Raw genomic sequence first — 20,058 nt, 5'->3', positions numbered from 1 at the left:
GAAACATTACAATAAACACAAAGGCATTCGGCATGAACCTTACTCTGAAAGCCAAAATATTGCTGCTTACCGTGTTCCCTCTGGTCGCCCTGACGCTGACCATTACCTGGGTAACACAACGTCAGGCCAAAAGCCTGTCAGAACAACAACTGTCCATCGTGCAGGAGTCCATGATGGAAGATAAACGCAGAGCATTGCGTGACTACGTCAATCTGGCGATGACTTCGATTACACCGATACTGGATGAAATGGACGAAAGTTTCAGTCTGTCCCGTACCCGGGCGGAATATGACATAAAACGTATTTTATCCAGCCTGACGTACGGCCCGGATGGCTACTTTTTTGCCTATGGCGATGATGGCGTCAATATCGTACTGCCGGTTCAGCCCGACCTGGTTGGTCGTGACCTGATTGATGTGCAGGACGAGAACGGCCAATACGTTATTCGCGATTTAATTGAAGTTGCAAACAGTGGCGGCGGCTTTTACGAATATGTGTGGAATAAGCCATCGGTCAATTCCAGTACTAAAAAACTCAGCTATGTTGTCCGCATTCCCAAACTTGGCTGGATGATGGGTACCGGGCTCTACCTGGATGACATCGCACTGGAAACCAAAGGCCTGCAGGATAAAGTTGACGCGAATATCCGCAAAACCTTTGTTGCCGCCTCTCTGCTGTTAGCGGTGACGCTGGCACTGGTTGTGGTGATTGTGGTGGTGATTAATATTCACGCCACGCAATTGGCCGATGACCGCCTGAAAGAACTGGCTCACCGTTCAGTATCCTTCCAGATTATGCAGCGTCGTACGTTTGCCCGGGAGCTGCATGATGGTATTAATCAGCTGCTGGTATCGGCAAAATTGCGCCTCGGTTTATTAAAAAAGAAATGGCCGGAAGATGTTGCGATGGAACATCTGGAAAAAACCGAAGAATTGCTGAATATGTCTATTCAGGAAGTTCGCCGGATATCCCATAATCTGCGTCCTATACTGTTAGATGACCTGGGCTTAAAAGCGGCACTGCACGGAATTCTGGATACGTTGGAAGAACAAGGTGCTCATACCGTTCTGCGAAAAATACGATTACCGGATGAGCGACTGCCCGACGCTGTCGAAATGACGGTTTACCGTCTGGTACAGGAAGCCATTACCAATATCCAGAAACATGCAGATGCTGATTTAGTAACTCTGTCGGTTACCGCCAGCGATAAAACCGTCGTGGTCATCGTTGAAGATAACGGCGAAGGCTTCTCAGCAGACGAAAACTCATCCGGCATCGGCATGATGAACATGCGCGAACGGGTGGAATTACTTGGCGGCAAATTCAGTGTTCGCAGTCATTACAAACAAGGTACCAGCATACGTGCAGAGCTTGCCCTCACGGTGTCACCATCAGAAATTCAACTGGCAGCAGATTCAGAGCTTCTTCCTCCATCGCCTCTGTCTTCTGCTGAACCAAACGAGAACGGAGCAAAATAACCATGTCTAAAACAATTCGAATCATTATCGCCGACGACCACCCGATGGTACGCGAAGGGCTGAAGGTCAGCCTCGAAAGTGAAGACGGCTTAACCGTTGTTGCCGACGTGAACAATGGTCAGGAGGCACTGGACGCCGCTGCAGAATTAAATCCGGACGTTGTGATGCTCGACATCTCAATGCCGGTTATGAATGGTATGGAAGCCTGTATTGAGTTTAAAAAGCGCTATCCGGATATCCGTATTCTGATTATCACCATGCACGATGATCGTGAATACATCCTGAAAGTGGTTCAGTCTGGTGCAGCCGGTTACGTACTTAAAGACGTCGCGGCAGAAGAACTGATTCTTGCCGTACAAACGGTACATCAGGGCGGTACTTACTTTAGCTCCAGCGTTGCTAAAACGTTGTTCACTGACTTTAACGAAGCACGCACCAGCCAGAGCGATGATGTATTAAGTCCACGCGAAGAGGACGTATTAGTGTTGCTGGCCGAAGGTATGGGTAACAAAGAAATTGCACGTGAATTGAATATTTCCGTGCGTACAGTAGAAGCTCATCGTTTGAAGATTAAGCAAAAGCTGGGCATTTCGACCTCAGCAGGCCTGATCCGATACGCCCTGGACAAAGGCATTACCCGTAAATAATTCTGTCTCTGCTGGTGGGCTGGCCAAGCCAGCCCACACTTTACCGCACCTCGTAAAATATATATTCAGCAGTACAACGTCGTCAGGGAAGCTGGATCTCGGCAGGGTTTTTCATATCCTTGTTAAGCCATGTCTGCCAGTGCAATTTAAACGCACTGGCACCGCCGATATAGTGTTCGTCCAACAGATAAAATGAACGTTTTCTGACACCGCGTTTATAGTCCTGCAACAACCGGGTAATAAAACTGCGGCCATAGGACTTACTTAGCGACAGATACACCAGTTGTCCTGCAACCTCCTGGGTAGGAACACCGTCCGCCTGAGCTTTGCGCCAACGCTGGCTATCAATTTCAATAAAACTATCGACCGCCATCAAACGCTGGCGAGAGCGCAACACACTGCGGCGGTTGCGCTTATGGTGAGGAATAGTAAATTTCCCCCCCTGATAGGTCATATATTCCATTTGTTCGGCCATACCTTCGTTTAGCCATGCAGGGATTAACTCCGCCAGCGAGCCGATGATTGCATGGCTGGCTTCGTGTTTAATCGTGCGATATGTGCCCTCTTTACCACCGTAGCGATCAGGATGAATAAAGACGGCTATTTCATGCAAGCTGGGCAAATACACTCCCAGTGAATTTTTAGGGCTGAAACCTGAAATCTTAAAGACGTAATTATGGTATTCCTGCACATCACGCAGGACATTAATTTTGACCGGAACTTTTTTGTAGAAATCGAAATACAATATTTCGTCGTAAAAGCGATACACCCAGTTAACTTCTTTCTGGATACGCTGCTGATCGAGCTCATGCTCATCGGTTAAGGTTTGCTCTAAAGAACCGCGGTACAGCACCTGAATATTAAGAGGCTGCCAGCTGGAAGGGTTGGTCTGAATCTGAACCTTTTGCGCGTTCACAGCTTTTTGCTGACGTGGCTTATCGCCAAAATGGACCTTACCGTTCTCATCCACCCATTTATAAATTTCAGCCTGGCTGAACAGGCTGAAAAACATAAACCATAAAAACGGTAAGAAACGCATTGTATTTACCTGCTTAATCCCTGTTACGCGAACGTTCTGCCGGAACAAAAAGCTGCTTCAGCAAATATTCCTTAAAATCATCCGGATACGGTTGCTGATCAGCAGCGACCTGCATACACAATAACCAAGCATCACGTTCAGCCGGACCAATTTCCAGATGACGATGAGCAACCGGAATTCTTATCTGTCCGTATTTTTCACTGAACAGCTTTGGCCCGCCGAGCCAGCCGCTTAAAAAACGGGCCAGCTTATCACGTGACTCATCGAGGTCGTCCGGGTGCATATCCCGGACTTTTTTTGCCTCAGGCAACTCACACATAGCGTCATAGAAGGCATCCACCAGTTTACGGACACCAACGACACCACCGGCGGTGCGAAACGAGCCATCGCCTTCGCCGTAAGTCAGGCCGGTTTCATAAACAGGATTAAGAGTAGAATCTCTAACCAAGAATTAACCCTCTATCTTACTCTATATAGAATGATTATTTTTGACTAGCAGTGAATGTATAAGCTTTTTCAAGAACAGCTTCTTGATATCTAGCTTTTAACCGCTCACCACAGTCAGACTTAATTACTGATGAGTTCTCTCTAAAAGCGATATTTTCACACCACGCAACGAAATCCACCAAATTAGCAACTAACGACCTTCTTTCCAAAAATTCTTCAACAGTAAGCATTCCAATAGATACTGAATTACTTTCTAAACTTGATAGCCTTCCACCTAAATCATCAAGAGAATTTTTAAGATTACTCACATCTGATTTTATTTTCTCCTGTTCAATAATCGAATCTGCAAGAGCTCGAGAGTTCTGAGCCAGCATTTCAGCCATTTGTACAAGAGTTGAAGCCTTTCCTTCTTGAGAGGTTATAGGCGGCGGATAGCTTCCATGTTTAACAATTGATGGGATGACATCATGAAATAGCCAACGCTGAAATTTCTTTCCAGCCTTGCTTTTATTCGAAGCCATCACTCGATATAAGCCTGGCTCTGTAACAAAAACCTCTTGTTGACTATCACCTTCCCCAGGAATGGGCAGCATGATCATTTCATCAGAGTCGATGATTCCCATTTGCCCCTTAACAAGATTCATCAACGCAGTTCGTGGATTTTTATCATCCAACTGCTGGTTCTCTTTGTTTATAGTTAAGAGGATATCATTTAGAGAAACATACAGAGTATCATCAAAAGTAGCGGTTCTAATTTCGCTTCTTCCTGACTCTCCGTCATAACAAATATTAATTAAGCTATTAGACATACTTCTCTCCAAATCATGCGAACTCTTCCATAAAATCTAACCCAGCCTGATGGCGAATCGTGCGGCGGTGGTTAGCCCACAGTTCCTTCACTTTATCCTGGTTACACTGCTGTCGATCCACCAGCACCTTGGTTTGTAATTCACCTTTCTTCTGACCACCAACTAACGGCACTTTGGAGAACACAAACTGGTTAGACACCAGATCCATAAACGGACCGGATTTACTGGTTGGCATAATAAACAGCAGCTGCAGACCCAGGCTTTCCGTCAGGTAGTTGATCACTTCTTTCGAACGGGTTTCATCCATTTTCGAGAAGGCTTCATCCACCAGCACAACACGCAGGTGGGTATCACCTTCGTTAAAGCGGAACGCTGAAGTAATAGCCGCAGAGCGAATAATATAAGCCGGAGTTTCCAACTGACCGCCGGAGCCGGTACCGTATTGGCTTAAGGCAATCGGGTCTTTATTGGCAGGCTGCTTATAAATTTCGTAAGAACGGTAATTACGATAATCGGAAATACGCTCCAGCTCTCGCATCGCTTTTTGTTCGTCTTCATCCAACAGCATGGCCATTAACTGATCACGCACTCGCTGCGCACCTTTTGGCAGGTCGGCATCAAACAGAGTGGCGCCGTCGCCCAGCGATGGGTTTTTGATGATTTCTTCGAAGAACTGCCAGTATTCTTTGTATTCCGGCACCCACTCCCAATCGAACCAATAAGTTTCGCGGTCAGCACCAAACTGGTGATGAGCCAGTTCTTTGTTCAGATCTTCAAGAATACGTTTGCCGTCATTAATGGCTTGGTAAATCGAGTGACACAGGTTAGTAACAAAGGCGTTGTTAAAGCTTTCACGCAGTTGTACCAGCTGCTCTTGTTTTTCCACCAGAATATTGTTTTTCAGGCGGTTATGAACACGTTCGACTTCACGCTCTAAACCACACACGGTTTTAAAGAAACCAATGCTGTGCTCTTCGCGATAGTTCGGCATATACACAATCGCGTCCACGGTCTGACAACGCTGATTGTGCTCGCTGATATTTCGGTCGATCTCATGAGCAGAGCTGCTTAATTCCTGCGCAATGGTTTTACGCTGGTTTTCGACCGCTTCCGCCGGGCTTTCCGCCGCTTCTTCATCCGCCGCTTTTAATCGAGCTTCGGTATCAAATTCCGGCCATACCGATACGATATGACGCAGGTTTTCTTCTTTTTCATCAGCAATTTCAGAAGTACGTTCTTGTTCATCCGACAGCTTTTTACACTGGCGTTCGCTGTCATTTAATTGCTGCTGTAAACGGCCTAACTCACCATCCAGATCTTTAATCTGAGCATCCAGATCATCACCTTTGGCTTTCAGCGCGCTGAATTCATCTTCCAGATGAGAAAAGTCGGATACGTCGACATTATTTAACGCATTTTCTGCCTGCTGCATCTGATACTGAATATCCAACATATTCTGCATCTGATCAGCGAAGGTGACATGGCGTAATAAATTCACCGCATCGTGGAATTGTTCCACCTGACGTAGCTGGAACTGAGCTTCGTTGGCTTGTTCGGCCATGCTATCCAGTTCGGATTTCTTCGCCGCCAGAGCACGTTCACGGGCGCCCATACCAAACACCAGTTCGGTGTCGTCAAGGTCACAACGATAGATGGAATACGCACCGGAACCCAGACCTTCTTTAGTAACACCACGGCGGGTCATGCGTAATACGTGCAGGTCTTCCACCTGTTCTACGGTGCCGTAACTGGCTTCTAAATAATAACGGGCCGTCGCATGTTCAAACTCCATTAAATGGGTAATGGAATTGGACGGCACACGAATACGGTCACAGTCTTTTTTCGCTTTTTCGCCCTGAATTACCCGGGCACGGCTGCCGCCTGGAATCGAGCGTAAAATATGCGCCGCTTCCGCTTCGAATTTTGGCTCGACGATAATGCTGAAACGCGCACCACCGATATAACCTTCGATCGCGCTTTGCCAGGCCGGATCAGTAATTTCAACGTAGTCAGCTAAAACACGAGGATCTGCTTGCGGGCATTCGCGACGAATCACTTCCAGCGCCTGACGCACAAAACCCGGGTAATTTAACTGACGCGCTTCCAGGCTATCGATATCCGCCTGCTTCTGCGCCATACGACCCTGAATTTGCTGCAGCTTTTGTTCGCGCTTATCGACTTGTTTGGAAATCTGATCGCGCAGAGAAATACCACTGCTTTCCAGCTCAACATTATGGAAGCGATCTCGCCACTGGTTTAATAAACTCTGCTGCTCACGAGAGTCATCCAGGTGTGCTTCCAGTGGTGATAAATCAATCCAGTCTTTGCCCATCAGCTTGCGGAAATCCACCGCCCCCTGATCTTTAATAGCTAATACCTGTTTCGCCTGATCGATGATTTTTTTCGAACCCAGCGATGGAATTTCCAGACCAATCGAGGTCTTTTGCAACGCACCATACACCAGCTCGGTCGCGCGTAAGCTGGCTTGAAGCATTTGTTCCTGCTCTAACAGCGGAACCGCTTGTTGTTGCAGCTGGCGTTTGCCATCTTCCAGTGCCTGCTCTGCAGCATCTTTATCCTGCAACGCATCAATACCACGACGCTGGGCTTCCATAGAAATCAATTGTTCGCGTAATTGTTTACGACGTTCCTGGGAAACTTCACGTTCTTTTTCAGCGTTGCTTAGACGCTCGCGTAATGCCTGCTGACCTTCTTTCGCCGACAGATAAGAACGCTGGTCATTTAAATAACGGCTTTTCGCGGCGGTGTATTCCAGTACGTTGTAATCAATCCACTGATCGATATAACGGTCGGAAGCACCTTTGGTGTTGGTCAGAATCTGAATGGTTTCGGCCAGGGTATTGGCATCCGATTCCATCGCGTAGATGGTTTTCATCAGATCAGAAACGCTGCGAATGGCATCACCCAGATCTTTGGCTTCAAGAATTTCGTTCTGTACAAAACCGTTGATACTTTTCACCGGTTTGTACGCCATAAAACGTGAGAACGTACGAGCGGCATTCATCGCTTCACGTTCATTCACCGCATCATGACGACCACGCAACGCACCGTATAAACGACGCAGATATTGTTTTTTAGTGTCGTATTTTTCGACGTTATCGCTTTTAATGCGGCGCTTTAAATTAGCGCTGAATTTATTCAGCGGTAATACGTTTTTAGCGCCTTCTAAATCTTCAGCAATAAAGTCTGACAGCGTTAACTGCTCACCGGCAACAATAAAAAACTGCAGATCATTCTGACGTGCCACCGGCTGGCTGCCAGCGCGGTCAATCGACGCGCTGACACCAATCACTGCGGTAAATGGCTCACCGCTTTCACCCTGGGTTGGATGAAAAACCGCGGCTAAATAACCCACAGCGCCGTTCGGGCGAGCGTAGGAGCCATCATCACAACCTAAAACGTAAGATGCTAACGTCCGTACATTTTTACCACGACCACGCTGCGTGGCTTCATCCTGGCCCGGGTTGTAGTGGAACAAGGTATCGTGGGCTGCGGTCATAATGGTTTGCACCGCATCCGCTGCCGTGGTTTTACCCGAACCGTTACCACCGGATAACAAATTAATTGGGCCAAATTCAAATTCGGTAGCCGGAATATTGCCCCAGTTTACGTATACAAATTTCTTTAAAAACATGGCTACTATTTATTCCCCAAATAAGCTGGCTGGCGCTTCTTTTTCTGTTTGCGCTGGTTCTGACTGTTCAGCCTCTTCCGATGCTTCTAGTGCAGACACCTCATCAGTTGCTTCGGCTTCTTCAGTCTCAGCTACCTGTTCTTCGTTTTCTGTTTCTACTTCTTCTACTGCGTCCGCATCTTGCGCTTCGGCTTCGACAACAGTTTCTTCGACGACGTTTTCTGCAACAGGGCCTTCTTTATCGACTTCATCGGATTCCGATTGTTCGGCACTTTCTTCAGACTCTGAGTTTTCTTCCTGCTGCTCTGAATTCGCAGCTTCTGCGTTTTCAGCATCATCCGTTTGATTTTCAGATTCTTCGTCCGACTCATTGTCTAACAATTCGGACAACACCTGATCGCTGACGTAACTCATAATCATCGGACGGACGCGTAACCACATATCACCGTCGGTGAGCTGATCTTCGTTACTGATTTGCACTAAGCGTAATTGCTTTAAGCGGCGGAACAGCTGCTTACGTTCGGTGAGATTATCCGGCAAGGCACGTTTCAGCAGATTTTTCATAGCGATGCTGAGGCTTTCCAGCGACACCATCACACAACCCTGCTCGTCCACTAACCCTTCTCGCAGCGCTTTATCGTATTGCGCTCGCAATACCAGCGTTAATGCCACTTCGTTCTGGGTTAAACGCGTACGGAACGCCTGATTACCTGGCTGTGGATCTTCTTCCATGCCTGGTACCTGAGCACCCGGCGGATACAAACGTACAAATTGGAAACGACGGTCATGCTGAATACGAATGCCCAACACAGTTAAATAATCGGCAACCAATTCTTCCAGACGCAAATAACGGTCATACAATTGTTGCTCGACCTGGCTTTCGTCACGGCAAATCACACCGTAATCCAGCAGTCGCACTAATAATTCGGAAAAGTCGCGCTGGCTGAGGCCTTCTTTTTCTAAATCTTTATCAATGGCTTGTAACATATCAGTTCTCTCTATTCCGCCTGGGCCTCGGTATTATTTTCTTGTTCACCAGCTTCTGGACTGGTTTCAGCGGAAGCGCTTTCTTTATCTGTTTCTTTTGCACTTTCTTTTATAAGCAATTCAAAGCTGAAGTGGTCTTTACGTTCAAAATATTCACCGGCGGCGCCGTCACTTTCTGCGGTGGAATTCGGCAAATCCGGGCCATAACCGTCGGCGTAATCAATACGGAATTCAAATTCGCTGGATAAACCATCGGAAGCACCCAGGCCAATCGCGTGTGACACCGCCAGGAAATCCTGGGCCGATTCAATCGGTAAATCACGGGTGGAAATTTTATTGCCTGAGGTTAAATGCTGGCGCATATAGGAACGCAGCGCCTGCTGATTCACCAGGAAGGCCTGATCCAATACCTGCTGCACATAAATATCTTTACGTGCATCGATATCGAAATCACCACCGCCATCATCCAGTCCGGCATCCACGGTACGACGCTGACGGGTGGCATGCATTTTCACGCTGCCCGGATCAATAAAACCAATTTCCGGCACCGCCATCATGTCGCCAGCGCGTAGTAACAATTCGTTCTGTTTTTCTTCTGGCTGAGACGCCAGGTGTTTGCACACAGACAACACATCATTATGTTGCTGTGACGCCAGATAACTCATCTGACGGATAATAATATCGGCGCGTTTGGTAAAGCTTTGCAGCGCTTTACGCAAGGCTGGCAGCATAATATCGCTGGCGTTACGCAAACGCTGATCGATACCATCCAATAAGGTCCAGAGCACAGACGTGCCCTCCTGCGCCAGTTCCGGCAATAACTCACGCAGGCGTTTTTCCGCTGACGCTTTAAACACTTTGTCTTGTTTACGAATGCCTTTAATCAGCTTGCTGATCTGATCGCGGTGCTTCTCGACGTTATCCGCCGATAAACGCACCGACAGATCCGGCTGGAAACGGTTTTCCATAAAATCAAAGAAGGCTTCACTGGCGCGTTGCACCAATAACTGATCTTCCATTTCGCGCACTAAATCGCGTTTACGTTCTTCCAACTCGGCAATCACATCGGTGAAGTCACTGATAATACGTTCGGAATATTCATAAGCATCGAGCAGATCGTAGACATCGCCACGCTCAAGGAAAGATTCCAGCGAGTTACGGGTATTCCGGGTATTCCGATGACGGGTACGTGCGGTGGTACGGCTTTCCGACACAAAGGGTTCGGTGAACAAGCGACCAAAACGACTGAACGCAAAGGTGCTTTGCAGCGTCGCTTCGTCCACCTGCTTTTCAATCCAGCCGTGATCCATTAACTGGTTCAGCACCCAAACCGCATGTTCACGGCTGTTCTTAAATCGGCCTTCCTGGTCATTGCTGTCAGACTTTTCCAGCAACTCATCAATTTCGTCGGCCAGTTCGCCGTCAGCAAGCTGAGGTGAACGGACTAACGCTTCCTGGAAAATCTCTATCAGGGTATCGCGGGCCAATGCCTGGCCATAGTCGGCGCTGCTGGAGCTGTACAGGCGCTGATACAACTCGCGCAGGCACTCCATTACCTGAGCCCGGTATTTACCGGTAAGAGGACGGAAAAACTGCCCTCGTTCCTGTTCAAAAAACATACACTTCTATTTCGGCGCTGACTAAAACCGACCTAGATTACTGAAAGCAGCGGATGAACACCAGCCCACGATTACAACAGACGGAACGGGGTTTCGCGCGATCACTTTCCATGGGTATACTGCGGAAGCACCTCAACGCAGGAAACACCATGCAGCAGCACAAGGAAACCCTGGAAAAGGGACTGTTTTTTCAGATTGGTACTGAGAAACTGATTGAGTTGTCACTGGCAACTTTTGGCCTCTATGGTCTGGTCTGGAGTTACCAGAACTGGGTTCAGCTCAAACGCCAGGACCCCACGATCAAGCCACTGCTGCGTACCCTGCTGGCAATCGTCTATCAGCTCGACCTGTATCAGCGTGTTCACAAACAAAGCCAGGCTGATCGCGAAAGCGCACGCTGGAGCCCGATCAGAGTCTATATATTGTTTGTTATCTTTAACCTGATTCCGACCTGGCTGCTGGTTACCGGCCACCCCTGGGGCTTTCTGGTGATTATGTTAACCCTGCTGCCTAATCTGCTGGTCAATCAGGCAATCAACCGTATCCATGACAAACGAATTCATTTCTACGCTCAGAACACCGAGCTCGATGGGCTGGATTGGGGTGTACTTATTGCTGGCATCGTTATCTGGCTGACTATACTGGTAATGGCAATCAGCTAATAACAATACGGAATCTCACCTTGTATTACCCCGGAATCCGGATCACAGATTTAACAGCCACCCTACGACTGATCGTCGTATTGTTGGTACTGTTTTTTATCAGCCTGTCATCCCAGGCTAATTCATCCGTTGCTTCACACCTGAATCTACAGCAAGCCGATAAGCTGCAACTGAGTTCTCTGGCTCCTGAACACCCCGGCCACTTCCCAGTCGGCGGGTACAGCGCGTTTTTAGAAGACGAGTCCGGTGATATGCAACTTGCTGATGTGTTAACCGCCAATACATGGCAAACCAGCCAAAGCGAAAATCCGAATTTTGGCTTCAGCGGCTCAGCGTTCTGGCTAATAGCAAAAATTGATACCTCAAAGGTACCGAGCCGCTGGTTTGTTCGGAATCATTACTCTCTGATCGATCATTTTGATGTGTATACCTGCGCATCCCTGCAACAGCCAGAAAACTGCCTGGAACAACTGAGTGGTGACCTGCTGCCATTTTCACAACGCATGGTTAATCATCCGGAACTGATCATTCCGCTGCCGGCGATGAATGAACCCTATTGGTTGCTGTTCCGTATGGCCACCGAGGGGACGCATCAGTTTCCCACCGACCTGGTTGATGAGAAAAGCCTGTACGACGATCTGCTGTTCAACAGCTGGCTACGCGGCGGCTATATTTCGATGATGCTGATTATGGGGCTGTATAACCTGTTCCTGTTCTTCTCAACCCGGGACCGTATTTATCTGTATTACTCCGCCTTTGTGCTCAGCTTTTTGCTATTCCATACCAGTTACTCCGGGGATGCTTTCCAGTACCTCTGGCCAGACAAGCCGGAAATCAACCAATATGCCTTACCATGGCTGTTTTCCATCACTATTTGTGCAATCTCGCTGTTTATTCCGCGCTTTCTCGACCTTGCTAACCACAGTCCGATTGCTCACAAGCTGTTTCGTGGCTTTTTCGCTGTAGCATTGATCACCCTTCTGGCCAATTTATTCTTGCCCTATCGTCCGGTTGTTGCGGTACAGAATGTTCTGATGTTGGCCATTACTTTGTCAGCATTACTGTTGGGTATTCGCTTTTGGCTGAAAGGCGTTTCCTCGGCACGCATATTCACCCTCGCATGGGTATTTTTTATCGCCGGATTGTCACTGGCAACTGCCCGCAGTCTCGGCTTTGTACCAACCAATCTGTTTACCATTTATGGCTACCAGGCGGGCTCCTTTGCCGAAATACTGCTGTTGTCGCTGGCTCTCGGAGAGAGAATTACCGAGCTGCAACGGGAAAAACTACAAAACCGCAAAGCGCTGCTCGCCAGTCAGGAAGAGTCAATCCATCATCTGCGAAACTATGAAGAGTTGTATCAGAATTCCTTCACCGGACAATTTCAGATTGATAGTCAAGGGCACTTTATCAAGTCGAATCCCGCCTGGCGGGCCATGATTGGTCAGGACAAAATCAGCTCCGAGCTGACCTTGAAAAACCTGTTCGACAACCCGCAGGACTTTATCCGGTTGGAGCACAATGTGAACCAGGATGGACGTACACAAGGATTTATCTTTGCGCTCATTCAGCCGGGCAGCCAACAACAACTCATGATCAGCCTATCGATACGCAAAGCATTCGAGGGAGAAAACGCTCACTGGATTGGCGCAGCGCAGGACGTTTCGGAAAAATATCAGAAAGAAGAAAAACTGCGTCAGCTGCAAGAGGAAAAAAACCAGTCATTACGCCAACTGGTTATGGGGGTATCCCATGAAATGAATACTCCGCTGGGTAACATCCGCATGGCCCAGAGCTTTTTGAAGGATCAATCACAACTACTGCCCGACGGCCAGCAACTGTGTGCCGACGGCCTGAGCCATATCGACCATGCCGTTGAACGCTTATGCGAGCTTAATGCGCTGATGAAAAGCTCTATTGCTCTGGATCGTGAATATCAGCAGGAAACCATCCAGATCCGCCAATGGTTAACGAACTGGACGCATCAGATGGAGAGTGACAAAAACGCTATTAATATCCAGCAGGAAGTTCATAGCTTTGCCGTCGAGTGGCACACCTATCCGGACGCATTAAAAAGCATTCTCGAGCAGTTAATCAGCAATTCCATCAGCCATAATGAAGACAAAGCCGAATCGGGTGAACTGAGCGCCAACATCTCCATTAATGACGATAAGGATTATTTAATACTGCGTTACCGCGATAATGGTAGTGGTGTTGCAACCGAAGAACGCGACAAAGTCTTCCTGCCGTTTTACACCACCCAGCGACAACAGGCATCCAGCAAAGGGCTGGGACTTTATCAGACGTATAATCTGGTTACTGAATTAATGCAGGGCTGTATTCAATGGCCTGCACACAGCGACGGCTTCGAGATTGAGTTACGCTTTCCACAATCGCAAACATAAGGTACTAATTGTTGATGCAACTCACCATCACAATCCACTATGCTTATATGCTGAAAGCGTGCAAACACTCGTCGTCTGTCTTCATCGAAATAAGGAAACAAGAAAATGATTAAGGTAATTATTGAACGCGTTATTGCTGACGGTATGGAAAGCACCTATGAAAATGCCGTAAAAAATACACTGCGTGCCATTCTTGAGGCCGACGGTTATATTTCCGGCGCTTCTTACAAAGACGCCAGCAATAAAAACCACCGTATTATCATTACCAACTGGCAGAGTGTTGAAGCCTGGAATAACTGGTCTCACTCTCAGGCGCGTCAGGATGTGATTGGTTCCATTCAACCAATTCTCGAGCAGCAGGAAAAAATTACTGTATTAACCGCTTGAACAATAAATAAACAATAAGTCAGGTGCCCTGTTGTTACAGGGCACCAATCTCGTCATCCGTTACGATTTTTTAATCGCGACTTCGCAGAATCAGTCAGCCAGAACGTCCTTAACAAAAGCACAAACCGCTTCAGCTGCTGCTTCAAGATTACGCTGATGACTGATTCCGCTGGCCTTTCTCGGCTTCAGGTCATGATCACCATCAAACAGCCATTGAATCTCAAGCTCTTCCGACAGAGGGTAACCGCTGACTTCTTCGAAGCTTCCCATTTTATCGCGCACGCCCTGCAGAAAAAGCATCGGCAGTTCGATCGACTGTAAATGGTCAATCCGGAGGTTTTCGGGTTTCCCCAAAGGATGAAACGGATACCCAAGCGCAACGCAGCCTTTCACCTGAGCGGATACCTCTTCTTCGGTAGCGATCAGGCTCGCCATGCGCCCGCCCATGGATTTGCCAGCAATCACACAAGGGCGATCGAATTCAGCGATAACGGCGCGATACGCTTCCAGCAGTTTAGGAGCACGATCAGGCGGTCGCTTTTTACCGTCCTCACGACGCTTGAGCATGTATGGAAAGTCGAACCGCACAACATACAGCCCTCTGGCAGCCAACAATTGCGCCATTTGCTGCATAAAGTCACTGTCACTGCCCGCTCCCGCACCGTGTGCCAGAATGACTAACGGATTCTTTTTCTCACCATCGGTTAACCAGTCTTCCATCAGCATCTCTTCTCTAGTCATAACCTTTGGTTTTATAAGGAGATTTCCTGCCTGCTTCGGCGAAACTATTGCTTTATATCAATATTTTGACCTACCACCAATTTAATATGCACTGTGTCGAAGAAAGTTGTCAGCCTCGGCTAAGCTGGTTCGACACGGTGATAGCTTGATTGGGAGCAATGGTGTTGAGAGCCGTTCTCAATGGCGAGCATATAATCACAAAAAATGTGGCTTAAGCTGCTGAAAATCAGGCGTTTTTTCTGACTTTGATTGCAAATAGCAATGAACGCACAGATAATGTCGCACCGATTTTTTAACCCTCAACCCTCGCTGTTAAATGGAATATGATCATGAGCACAGCATTTGACCATCCCGAGTACAACTACAAGGTGGTAAGACAATTTGCCATCATGACTGTAGTTTGGGGCATTGTTGGCATGGCAGTCGGTGTATTAATCGCTGCTCAGCTGGCATGGCCTGCTTTAAACTTTGATACCCCTTGGTTGTCTTTTGGCCGTTTACGTCCACTGCACACTAATGCGGTTATTTTCGCCTTTGGTGGTTCTGCTTTATTTGCAACCTCCTACTACATTGTTCAACGTACCTGTCGCACCCGTCTGTTCTCAGACACACTGGCGTCTTTCACCTTCTGGGGTTGGAATGCCATTATCGTTGCGGCCGCAATCACTCTGCCTCTGGGTATGACGTCTGCGAAAGAATACGCTGAGCTGGAATGGCCAATCGATATTATGGTTACGCTGGTGTGGGTTGCCTACATCATCAACTTCCTGGGTACCGTTGCAAACCGTAAAGAAGCTCACATCTATGTAGCTAACTGGTTCTTCGCTGCCTTCATGATCATGGTTGCTATCCTGTACATCGGTAACAACCTGCCAACAGTAGTATCCCTGACTAAGTCTTACTCAATCTGGCCTGGCACAATCGACGCCATGATCCAGTGGTGGTGGGGTCATAACGCGGTAGGTTTCTTCCTGACAGCGGGCTTCCTGGGTATTATGTACTACTTCGTGCCAAAGCAAGCGGGTCGTCCGGTTTACTCTTACCGTCTGTCGATCGTTCACTTTTGGGCACTGATTTCTATCTACGTTTGGGCTGGTGGTCACCACCTGCACTACTCTGCACTGCCTGACTGGGCTCAGACTGCAGGTATGATTATGTCTCTGATCCTGCTGGCTCCGTCCTGGGGTGGTATGATCAACGGTATGATGACGCTGTCTGGCGCATGGCACAAACTGCGTAACGACCCTATTCTGCGTTTCCTGGTTGTATCTCTGTCTTTCTACGGTATGTCTACCTTCGAAGGCCCGATGATGTCGATCAAAACGGTAAACGCACTGTCTCACAACACCGACTGGACCATTGGTCACGTACACTCTGGTGCTCTGGGTTGGGTTGCGATGGTTTCTATCGGTGCTCTGTACCACCTGATTCCTATCATGTTCGGCCGCAAAGCCGGTGACATGTACTCCATTAAACTGATCAACACACACTTCTGGCTGGCAACTATCGGTACTGTACTGTACATCGCTGCTCTGTGGGTGAACGGTATTATGCAAGGTCTGATGTGGCGTGCGGTTAACGCTGACGGCACCCTGACTTACAGCTTCGTTGAATCAGTAGAAGCTTCTGTTCCTGGCTACATCGTTCGTACCATTGGTGGCGGACTGTTCCTGGTGGGCATGCTGGTTATGGCATACAACGTCTACATGACGGTTCGTGATGCCAAGAAAGAAGCCGCTAACGCAGCACCAGCTCAGGCATAAGGAGTAAGAGAATTATGATTAAGCATGATGATATTGAACGCAGCTTACCACTCATGGTGGTGATGATTGTCATCGCCCTGAGCTGGGGTGGTATGGCTGAAATCGTTCCACTGTTCTTCAATAAAGACACAACCACTCCGGTTGAAGGTCTGAAACCACTGAACGCAGTGCAGCTGGAAGGTCGTGACATCTACATCCGTGAAGGTTGTCACGTATGTCACACCCAGATGATTCGTCCGTTCCGTGCTGAGACTGAGCGTTATGGTCCTTACTCTGTGTCTGGTGAGTTCGTTTACGAACACCCATTCCTGTGGGGCTCTAAGCGTACCGGTCCTGATCTGGCACGTGTTGGCGGTCGCTACTCCGACGAATGGCACCGTGCGCACATGTACAACCCTCGTGATGTTGTACCTGAGTCTGTTATGCCTTCGTACCCATGGTTATTCGAAGATAAAGTTGATGGTCGTCTGACTCCTCGCAAGATGGAAGCTCTGCGTCTGGTTGGTGTTCCTTACACCGATGAAGACATCGAGGGCGCAAAAGCGGCAGTTGACGGTGTAACTGAAATCGAAGCTCTGGTTGCTTACCTGCAGCAGCTGGGCACAGTGATCACTAAGCGGTAATCCCATGGACATTAACGACGTGCGCGGTTTGGGCTCCGTATTCGCCCTGATAGCTTTTAGTGCGGTGATTTGGTGGGCCTATGGCTCCAGCCGTAAGAAGCGTTTTGAAGACGACGCTCAGATTCCGTTTCTGAATAACGATGACGGAATGCCACCGCACGACGATAACGATCGGAGTAAATAGATATGTTAAGCACTTTTTGGCAAGTGTGGGTTGCGGTTATTGTAATCGGATCCATCATTGGTTGCGGCGTACTGATCCAGTACACCAGCCGCGGCCAACGTAAAGAAGAAACTGACCAAACTACCGGCCACGAATACGATGGCATTCAGGAACTGGACAACCCGCTACCTCGCTGGTGGGTAATGATGTTCTGGGCCACTATTGCATTTGGCTTTGGTTATATCGGTGTATATGGCCTGGGTAACTGGAACGGTCTATTGACTGTTGAAGTTGACGGCGAGCAAGTGACCTGGACCTCTGAAAACCAGTGGAAAGCGGAAGTTCAGGCGTTCGAAAAAGACGTTGCACCTCTGTTCAACAAATATGCGGCAACGCCAATTCCAGAGCTGGTAAAAAATGCTGAAGCGATGGAAACCGGTAAGCGCTTATTCATGAGCAACTGCACCATCTGTCACCAAACTGATGCAACAGGTACTAAAGGCTTCCCTAACCTGACCGACAACGATTGGTTATACGGCGGTTCTCCGGAGCAGATCGTACAAACCATCACTCACGGTCGTCAGGGCGCAATGCCAGCCTGGGGTCCTGTTCTGGGCGAGCAAGGTGTTGCTGATATGACAGCTTACGTTCGTAGCCTGTCTGGTCTGAAGCACGATGAAGCCGGTGCTGAGCGTGCTGCTCCGCAGTACCAGCAACTGTGTATGGCATGTCACGGCGCTGACGGTTCCGGTAGCATCTATGTTGGTGCGCCAAACCTGACTGACGACGTATGGCTGTACGGTGGTTCTTCGAAGGACATCGCCTTCACTCTGAAGAATGGTCGTAACGGTAAGATGCCTGCTTTCGGTGAGATATGGGATACTAACTCAGCTCAGAAAGTACACGTGGTATCTGCTTACATCTACTCTCTGTCTCAGAAGTAAGATGTTAGTTCAGCCTTCAATTTAGCTGTCTAAACTGAAGGTTGAGCTAAGACAAGAAAACCAGAAAAAAGCGGCTCAATGCCGCTTTTTTCGTTATAAGCACCGTACTTTTCGCTATATAATTAATGCGTTATATAAGGAAATCCTGAACAACGAATAGTACAAGAGCCTGCCACAGGGCCAAGTGATTAAGAGTGCTACCAGACCATTGGGCCAGGTAAAAGCATCACAGAGAGTACACAACCAAGGTGATTTGCCACTATGAGTAATATTCCGGTTAAGGACGTTACGCCCAAAGCCCCAAACCAATCCCAAAGCATGTACCAAAAACGGGAAAAAATTTACGTCCGTGAAGTCGAAGGTTTTTTCCAGAAAATCCGTACCTATTCCCTATGGGCGTTAATGCTGGCCTATTTCGGTACCGCCTGGCTGAGCTGGGAAGGAAAGCAGCTGGTGCTGTTTGATTTACCCGCACGCCAATTCCACGTATTTGGCCTGACCTTCTGGCCTCAGGATTTCCCGCTGCTCGCAGCCCTGCTGATTATTGCCGCCTACGGTTTATTTACCGTCACGAATCTGGCTGGCCGTCTCTGGTGTGGTTACACCTGTCCGCAATCCGCCTGGTCGTTTATCTTCATGTGGATTGAAGAACGCGCTGAAGGCACACGCAACCAGCGTATTAAGCTCGACAAAGAAAAAATGTCGCTGACCAAATTCCGTAAAAAGGCAATAAAACACATCGCCTGGCTGGTGATCGCCTTCTGGACCGGCGTCACGTTTGTTGGTTACTTCACCCCGATTTATGATCTGATCCCCGATATGCTGGCCTTCGACGTGAATGGCTGGGGGGTTTTCTGGATCGCTTTTTTCACCGCAGCAACTTATATCAATGCAGGCTGGATGCGCGAGCAGGTGTGCATCTATATGTGTCCATATGCCCGCTTCCAGTCAGTGATGTATGACCGCGATACTCTAGCCGTTTCATACGACCCGAATCGTGGTGAGCCACGCATGCACCGCAGCAAGAAAAAACTGGCTGAAATGGAAGCACGCAACGAGAAACCTGGTGACTGCGTCGACTGTTCTTTGTGTGTTCAGGTATGCCCTACCGGTATCGATATTCGCGATGGCATGCAGTATCAATGTATCGGTTGTGCATTATGCATCGATGCTTGCGATTCTGTGATGGACAAGCTGGAAATGCCGCGTGGCTTAATTCGCTACACCACAGAAAATGAACTGGAAGGCCAGAAAACACACTTCTTCCGTCCGCGTCTGGTTGGCTATGCCGTGATGTTGTCATTGATGATCGGTGGCTTCACTTACTCTATGATCAGCCGCACGCCGTTTGAACTGGATATTGAGCGCAGTCGTGGTTCGCTCTACCAGCTAACACCAAACGATACAGTGAAAAACTCGTATTATCTGAAATTGATGAACATGAGTCAGACACCACACACGTATGAACTGTCGATGGAAGGCCTGAACGGTGCAACCATGAATGTACCAACGACCTACCAGCTGGATGTGAACGACCTGGAAGAGATTGCCCTGACTCTGGAGCTCGACCCGGCTGAGCATCCACTGAAGAGCAGCAAGACAATTATCGAGTTTGTTGTGGTCAATAAAACGACTGGCGAAGAAGTCGCACGGGAAGAGAGTCGATTCATTGCGCCGCGTCAGTAAATA

At 48.3% G+C, this 20,058-nt stretch carries 17 protein-coding genes; 10 read left to right on the top strand and 7 right to left on the bottom strand.

The features are described 5' to 3' along the window. Window positions 1-32: 32 nt before the first annotated feature. Both ACOQOZ_RS01365 and ACOQOZ_RS01360 read left to right on the top strand, forming a co-directional pair. Entirely contained in the window at window positions 33-1,478 is a 1,446-nt protein-coding gene (locus ACOQOZ_RS01365; protein ID WP_420590489.1) for a cache domain-containing protein, read from the top strand. A gap of 2 nt (window positions 1,479-1,480) precedes the next feature. After that, complete coding sequence (locus ACOQOZ_RS01360) at window positions 1,481-2,125, top strand: response regulator (RefSeq protein ID WP_420590488.1); 645 nt, start codon at window positions 1,481-1,483, stop codon at window positions 2,123-2,125. A gap of 82 nt (window positions 2,126-2,207) precedes the next feature. Here ACOQOZ_RS01360 and ACOQOZ_RS01355 read toward each other — a convergent pair whose 3' ends face one another. Genes ACOQOZ_RS01355 through ACOQOZ_RS01330 form a run of 6 tightly spaced genes read right to left on the bottom strand, consistent with a single transcriptional unit; the run spans window position 2,208 to window position 10,681 of the window. Further along, window positions 2,208-3,164 carry a DUF4124 domain-containing protein gene (locus ACOQOZ_RS01355; RefSeq protein WP_420590487.1) on the bottom strand — a complete coding sequence of 319 codons (957 nt, stop codon included), beginning with the start codon at window positions 3,162-3,164 and terminating at the stop codon, window positions 2,208-2,210. Between the two features lie 13 nt (window positions 3,165-3,177). Then, window positions 3,178-3,612, bottom strand: a complete 435-nt coding sequence (locus tag ACOQOZ_RS01350) for a group II truncated hemoglobin (RefSeq protein ID WP_420590486.1) — start codon at window positions 3,610-3,612, stop codon at window positions 3,178-3,180. A 34-nt stretch (window positions 3,613-3,646) separates the two neighbouring features. Then, complete coding sequence (locus ACOQOZ_RS01345) at window positions 3,647-4,420, bottom strand: Bro-N domain-containing protein (protein WP_420590485.1); 774 nt, start codon at window positions 4,418-4,420, stop codon at window positions 3,647-3,649. A 13-nt stretch (window positions 4,421-4,433) separates the two neighbouring features. Next, window positions 4,434-8,075, bottom strand: coding sequence for an ATP-binding protein (locus tag ACOQOZ_RS01340; RefSeq protein ID WP_420590484.1), 3,642 nt, complete (start codon window positions 8,073-8,075; stop codon window positions 4,434-4,436). Window positions 8,076-8,084: 9 nt separating this feature from the next. Continuing rightward, entirely contained in the window at window positions 8,085-9,062 is a 978-nt protein-coding gene (locus ACOQOZ_RS01335) for a DUF4194 domain-containing protein (RefSeq protein ID WP_420590483.1), read from the bottom strand. Window positions 9,063-9,073: 11 nt separating this feature from the next. Further along, complete coding sequence (locus ACOQOZ_RS01330) at window positions 9,074-10,681, bottom strand: Wadjet anti-phage system protein JetA family protein (RefSeq protein WP_420590482.1); 1,608 nt, start codon at window positions 10,679-10,681, stop codon at window positions 9,074-9,076. 149 nt (window positions 10,682-10,830) lie between these two features. Between ACOQOZ_RS01330 and ACOQOZ_RS01325 the strand changes: the two genes are divergently transcribed. The 3 genes from ACOQOZ_RS01325 (at window position 10,831) to ACOQOZ_RS01315 (ending at window position 14,135) form a co-directional block, all read left to right on the top strand. Then, window positions 10,831-11,343 carry a hypothetical protein gene (locus ACOQOZ_RS01325; protein WP_420590481.1) on the top strand — a complete coding sequence of 171 codons (513 nt, stop codon included), beginning with the start codon at window positions 10,831-10,833 and terminating at the stop codon, window positions 11,341-11,343. Between the two features lie 80 nt (window positions 11,344-11,423). Continuing rightward, the gene (locus ACOQOZ_RS01320) at window positions 11,424-13,748 is read left to right on the top strand and encodes a 7TM diverse intracellular signaling domain-containing protein (protein ID WP_420590480.1); all 2,325 of its coding nucleotides are present in this window, start codon (window positions 11,424-11,426) and stop codon (window positions 13,746-13,748) included. Window positions 13,749-13,853: 105 nt separating this feature from the next. Next, window positions 13,854-14,135, top strand: coding sequence for an antibiotic biosynthesis monooxygenase family protein (locus ACOQOZ_RS01315; RefSeq protein WP_420590479.1), 282 nt, complete (start codon window positions 13,854-13,856; stop codon window positions 14,133-14,135). Window positions 14,136-14,225: 90 nt separating this feature from the next. Here the strand turns inward: ACOQOZ_RS01315 and ACOQOZ_RS01310 are convergent, their stop codons facing one another. Beyond that, a complete protein-coding gene (locus tag ACOQOZ_RS01310; protein ID WP_420590478.1) occupies window positions 14,226-14,876 on the bottom strand; it encodes an alpha/beta fold hydrolase in 651 nt (216 codons plus the stop codon). Between the two features lie 329 nt (window positions 14,877-15,205). Between ACOQOZ_RS01310 and ccoN the strand changes: the two genes are divergently transcribed. From ccoN to ccoG, 5 genes are all read left to right on the top strand, one after another. Beyond that, window positions 15,206-16,639, top strand: a complete 1,434-nt coding sequence (gene ccoN, locus ACOQOZ_RS01305) for a cytochrome-c oxidase, cbb3-type subunit I (protein WP_420590477.1) — start codon at window positions 15,206-15,208, stop codon at window positions 16,637-16,639. Between the two features lie 14 nt (window positions 16,640-16,653). After that, window positions 16,654-17,262, top strand: coding sequence for a cytochrome-c oxidase, cbb3-type subunit II (gene ccoO, locus ACOQOZ_RS01300; RefSeq protein WP_420590476.1), 609 nt, complete (start codon window positions 16,654-16,656; stop codon window positions 17,260-17,262). Window positions 17,263-17,266: 4 nt separating this feature from the next. Next, entirely contained in the window at window positions 17,267-17,446 is a 180-nt protein-coding gene (locus ACOQOZ_RS01295; RefSeq protein WP_068656172.1) for a CcoQ/FixQ family Cbb3-type cytochrome c oxidase assembly chaperone, read from the top strand. Between the two features lie 2 nt (window positions 17,447-17,448). Then, window positions 17,449-18,369 (top strand): cytochrome-c oxidase, cbb3-type subunit III, encoded by a 921-nt coding sequence (gene ccoP, locus ACOQOZ_RS01290; protein ID WP_420590475.1) that lies wholly within the window; start codon window positions 17,449-17,451, stop codon window positions 18,367-18,369. 261 nt (window positions 18,370-18,630) lie between these two features. Beyond that, window positions 18,631-20,055: a cytochrome c oxidase accessory protein CcoG gene (ccoG, locus tag ACOQOZ_RS01285; RefSeq protein ID WP_420590474.1), complete on the top strand. Its 1,425-nt coding sequence runs from the start codon at window positions 18,631-18,633 to the stop codon at window positions 20,053-20,055. The last annotated feature ends 3 nt before the right edge of the window (window positions 20,056-20,058 follow it).

The organism is Bacterioplanoides sp., assembly GCF_965219715.1.
Lineage (GTDB): Bacteria > Pseudomonadota > Gammaproteobacteria > Pseudomonadales > Oceanobacteraceae > Bacterioplanoides.
This window is presented reverse-complemented; position numbering and strand designations above follow the sequence as displayed.

Bases quoted from the DNA above. Each gene is read 5' to 3' on its own strand.
- ACOQOZ_RS01365 (WP_420590489.1), top strand. From the start codon at position 33: ATGAACCTTACTCTGAAAGCCAAAATATTGCTGCTTACCGTGTTCCCT.
- ACOQOZ_RS01360 (WP_420590488.1), top strand. From the start codon at position 1,481: ATGTCTAAAACAATTCGAATCATTATCGCCGACGACCACCCGATGGTA.
- ACOQOZ_RS01355 (WP_420590487.1), bottom strand. From the start codon at position 3,164: ATGCGTTTCTTACCGTTTTTATGGTTTATGTTTTTCAGCCTGTTCAGC.
- ACOQOZ_RS01345 (WP_420590485.1), bottom strand. From the start codon at position 4,420: ATGTCTAATAGCTTAATTAATATTTGTTATGACGGAGAGTCAGGAAGA.
- ACOQOZ_RS01340 (WP_420590484.1), bottom strand. From the start codon at position 8,075: ATGTTTTTAAAGAAATTTGTATACGTAAACTGGGGCAATATTCCGGCT.
- ACOQOZ_RS01335 (WP_420590483.1), bottom strand. From the start codon at position 9,062: ATGTTACAAGCCATTGATAAAGATTTAGAAAAAGAAGGCCTCAGCCAG.
- ACOQOZ_RS01330 (WP_420590482.1), bottom strand. From the start codon at position 10,681: ATGTTTTTTGAACAGGAACGAGGGCAGTTTTTCCGTCCTCTTACCGGT.
- ACOQOZ_RS01325 (WP_420590481.1), top strand. From the start codon at position 10,831: ATGCAGCAGCACAAGGAAACCCTGGAAAAGGGACTGTTTTTTCAGATT.
- ACOQOZ_RS01315 (WP_420590479.1), top strand. From the start codon at position 13,854: ATGATTAAGGTAATTATTGAACGCGTTATTGCTGACGGTATGGAAAGC.
- ACOQOZ_RS01310 (WP_420590478.1), bottom strand. From the start codon at position 14,876: ATGACTAGAGAAGAGATGCTGATGGAAGACTGGTTAACCGATGGTGAG.
- ccoN (WP_420590477.1), top strand. From the start codon at position 15,206: ATGAGCACAGCATTTGACCATCCCGAGTACAACTACAAGGTGGTAAGA.
- ccoO (WP_420590476.1), top strand. From the start codon at position 16,654: ATGATTAAGCATGATGATATTGAACGCAGCTTACCACTCATGGTGGTG.
- ACOQOZ_RS01295 (WP_068656172.1), top strand. From the start codon at position 17,267: ATGGACATTAACGACGTGCGCGGTTTGGGCTCCGTATTCGCCCTGATA.
- ccoP (WP_420590475.1), top strand. From the start codon at position 17,449: ATGTTAAGCACTTTTTGGCAAGTGTGGGTTGCGGTTATTGTAATCGGA.
- ccoG (WP_420590474.1), top strand. From the start codon at position 18,631: ATGAGTAATATTCCGGTTAAGGACGTTACGCCCAAAGCCCCAAACCAA.